At 52.7% G+C, this 3,778-nt stretch carries 3 protein-coding genes; all 3 read left to right on the top strand.

All coding sequences use genetic code 11. From position 1 onward, the window contains the following. The first annotated feature begins 470 nt into the window (after positions 1-470). The 3 genes from D6694_12540 to D6694_12530 all read left to right on the top strand — a co-directional run bounded on the left by D6694_12540 (position 471) and on the right by D6694_12530 (position 3,731). Entirely contained in the window at positions 471-1,856 is a 1,386-nt protein-coding gene (locus D6694_12540; GenBank protein ID RMH38367.1) for an extracellular solute-binding protein, read from the top strand. 102 nt (positions 1,857-1,958) lie between these two features. Continuing rightward, a complete protein-coding gene (locus tag D6694_12535) occupies positions 1,959-2,888 on the top strand; it encodes a sugar ABC transporter permease (GenBank protein RMH38366.1) in 930 nt (309 codons plus the stop codon). A 9-nt stretch (positions 2,889-2,897) separates the two neighbouring features. Further along, positions 2,898-3,731 (top strand): carbohydrate ABC transporter permease, encoded by an 834-nt coding sequence (locus D6694_12530; protein RMH38365.1) that lies wholly within the window; start codon positions 2,898-2,900, stop codon positions 3,729-3,731. Positions 3,732-3,778 lie beyond the last annotated feature (47 nt).

Here is a 3,778-nt window from a genome sequence, read left to right as displayed (position 1 = left end):
CTCCTCCTCGGCGTCTGGTCTTTCCGTTGGGGAATCAGGCGAGCGCAAGAGGAAGGGACTCTCGGCGTGTATTGACCCTCCCGCAGGGCGTCCGGCCTACCGGCCAGGCGCAGGGAGCAGGCCCAGGGGCCGCGCCCTCTCCTCCACTCGGCCTAGCGGCCTCGGGAGAGGGGCGGGCGCACGGGCCAGAGGGACGGGACGTCGGCCGCTGACGGTGGACTAAGTAGTGAATCCTCTTCAAGGTTCCATTCAGATTGATTGCCACCTCGCAAAAATCGTGTTTGACGCTGGCCCATGCGGATGATAAGATAGCCGCGCATCGTCTCTCCCTGTAGTCCGATTGCCTGTTTCGATTCAACGTCATCCGCGCCATCTGGCTATTCTGTTCCCCGTGCCTGTCAAAGTCCCTCTGTGTGCCTCAAGCTTCTACTTTGTATTGGTATCCAGCTGCCAGACATCAAGGAGGTCGTATGTTTGCGAGAGAAAGTCGTACACATTTGCTTTGGGTTGCTACCGCGCTCGTTCTTACCGTATTGTTCCTTGTCGGTTGTCAGGCGCCAGCGCCACCAGCATCGAGTGAGCAATCCAGCGAACCTGCTCAGTCGACAGAAGCCGAAGCCCCTGCACAGGAGCCCGCCGAAGACGTGGGAACATTCACCTACTGGGGCGGCCTCATCTTTTCCGAGGAAGCCAATCAAATGCTGGTGGATCGAATTGAAGAATGGGGCGCGATGAAAGGGATTGATGTCGAAGTGGTGATGATTAACCAAAATGAGACTGTACAACGGGTCTCGGCAGCAATTGAGGCCGGCACAATGCCCGACGCTCTGGATATGGGGCGAAATCAGATGCTCCTCCTGAGCCAGCAAGGTCAGCTTCAACCTCTAGATGATCTCTATGATGAAATCGGTGCTTCGCTTGGGGGCTGGCTTCCCGCAGCGGATCAAGCGACCGATCCGGCACAGTTCGGTGGTCATCGCTATGGTATTCCATTCAGCTTGGGGGGGAATGTCCTCTATCGCCGCGCTGATATTCTCGAAGCAGCAGGCTTCACTGAGGCGCCAAAAACATGGATGGAAGTGGCTGACATGTCGCGAGCAGCTCAGGATCCGCCGAACTATTACGGCATGGGTTTCGCTCTTTCAAATGTAGGCGACGCCAATCTTACTCAAAGCATGTTGCGTTCTTGGGGTGGACGTATTGCCGACGATGCTGGTCAGACCTGCACCATTGATAGCCCAGAGACGCGGGCCTTTCTGGAGTGGATTGTGCAAGCTTGGAACGATGGCCTGTTTCCACCTGGTGTAACCACCTATGACGGTGCAGGCGATAATGTGGCCTACCAGTCAGGGACAGTCATCTTCATTGCCAATCCAGGTTCAGTGTATCTGTACATGCGTCGCGAGGATCCGGAACTTGCTGCCGCCACGAAGTACTCTGGACTGCCTGCCGGCCCGGTTATGCGCGTCTCTCCCGTCAATGCAAATCTACGCGTGATTCCTGCGAGCACGAACGAGACCAAGACGGAGTTAGCGAAAGATCTGTTCAAGTTTCTGGCTGATCCCGAGTTCATGAACGAGTATTACTTCAACGCCATCTATGGTCCAGCTGCCCAAGCATATGTCGACGCACCGATTTTCAGCGAGAGCGAAGTTCACAAAGGATTGTTGGATTTGGCGGTGAACGGTACGTTCGGTTCCTTCCCTGATGTGGACAATGCGGCAATGGCAGAATACGACACCAACTTCCTCACACCTCGCATGATTCAGCGAATTGTGGTGGATGGAATAAGCATAGACGAGTCTATCGCTGAGACACAGGCGGCGTGTCAAGAAATATACGACAAGTATAAATAGAAAGCGTGCCTAAATTGTTCCCGGGATCACGGTAACGTGGTCCCGGGAACAATGTGAATATCTCGTTTCAACGTCACGACTAAGCTGGAGTAAAACAAAGAGATGGCACAGCACGTCGCGCCGGAATTGCCCAAAGTCACCGTCAAGCCCAGACGCTCTGGTCTAACAAATGAGCAGCGCACCACCATTTTAGGGTATGCGCTGGTTGCCCCGGTTGTCATTTGCCTCTTGATCCTCGTTGTCTACCCCTTCTTCTTTGCAATCTGGATTAGCTTCACCGACCGGATGATCGGCCAACCGGGCAAATTTGTCGGCCTGGGCAATTATGCATATCTCATTCGTCAGCCAGACTTTCAGGCGACCGTTCGTAACACGATCGTTCTTGTCGGTTCGGTGCAGACACTGAAACTGGTCTTTGGCCTGGGGATTGCCTTGTTGTTGAATCAGCAGATACGTGCACGGCAGTTCTGGCGCGGTTTGATCTTGCTTCCTTGGGCGATGCCAGGTTTCGTCGCCTTCATTACTTGGAAGCTGCTTTTTCACCCGCAAGCGGGGGCGCTCAACCATATCTTGATCAGTCTCGGACTAGTCCAGACACATGTGGACTTCTTGAGCACCAAGGCTCTTGCCATGCCCAGTGTCATTCTGGCAAGTTTTTGGCGCGGCTTCCCCTTCTGGGTGATTACGTTCCTAGCCGGTCTCCAAACAGTTCCTAACGAGCTGTACGAAGCCGCGGCTATCGATGGCGCTGACGCCTGGCGCCGTTTCCGCCATGTAACATTGCCCGGCATTCGTCACGTCATTCTAGTTGTTGTTCTGCTCTCAACCATTTGGACAACGAATAGCTTTGAGGCGGTGTGGTTAATGACTCAGGGTGGGCCGTCGAACGCGACTATGACCTTCCCTGTATTGGCTTACTTCGGGCTACAAAGCCTCCGCATTGGCGAAGCGGCAGCCGTGGCAGTATCGTTAATACCGATTTTTGCCTTGCTAGCCATGATTGTTGCTAAGATGCTTCAAGAACAGGATTAGGAGGCATTCATGCTTTACAGACTCAGCCTTGGGCAGAAAGTCATTTACTATTCACTTCTGGTCCTTCTTGCTTTGATCATAGTCTTCCCAATCTATTACATGTTTTCGATTTCTTTGAAAATCCCGAAGGATATTTACCGGGATCCATCATTATTGCCAACAAATCCAACCATACGAAACTATGTAGAGCTGTTCACGAAAATGGATTTTTTGGTGAATATCCGTAATAGCATTACAGTGGCTGGAACCGCAACCCTCATCTCTGTCTTGATCAGCTGCTTGGCGGCTTATAGCTTAGTTCGACTTCGCTACAAGGGTCGTGACTGGATCGGACGTTTAATCCTGTTCACCTATCTGACACCCAGCGCATTGCTTTTCATTCCGCTCTCCGTCATCATTGCTCGTATCCATTTAGGCAACACGTTGCAGGGTCTTATTTTTGTCTATTTGACGTTTTCAGCACCTCTCAGCACCTGGTTGCTCATGGGATATTTTCGAAGTATTCCAGCAGATCTTGAAGAGCAGGCTATGGTAGATGGAGCGACACGCTTACAGGCTTTGTTCCGAATCGTTCTCCCCTTAGCTGCTCCGGGGCTCGTCGCTGTTGGTATCCTCACGTTTACAAGCGCCTGGAATGAGTTGTTGTTGGCCTTGATATTCATCACTTCTCCCAGCAAACAGACCGTCCCGGTGGCCATCAGTTACCTTATCACAGGTGATGTATTCCGCTGGGGACAGATCATGGCCGCTTCCGTGTCCGCCGCTATCCCGGTGATGCTTCTTTATTACCTGGGACAGCGTTTCGTAGTCCAGGGTTTAGCGGCAGGTGCAGTAAAAGGTTAAGGTGAGGAGCGGGAAGCAACGTGTTCAGAACGTTGTCGTTTCTCGTG

It is taken from the genome of Gammaproteobacteria bacterium (assembly GCA_003696665.1).
Classification (GTDB): Bacteria; Pseudomonadota; Gammaproteobacteria; order Enterobacterales.
This window is presented reverse-complemented; position numbering and strand designations above follow the sequence as displayed.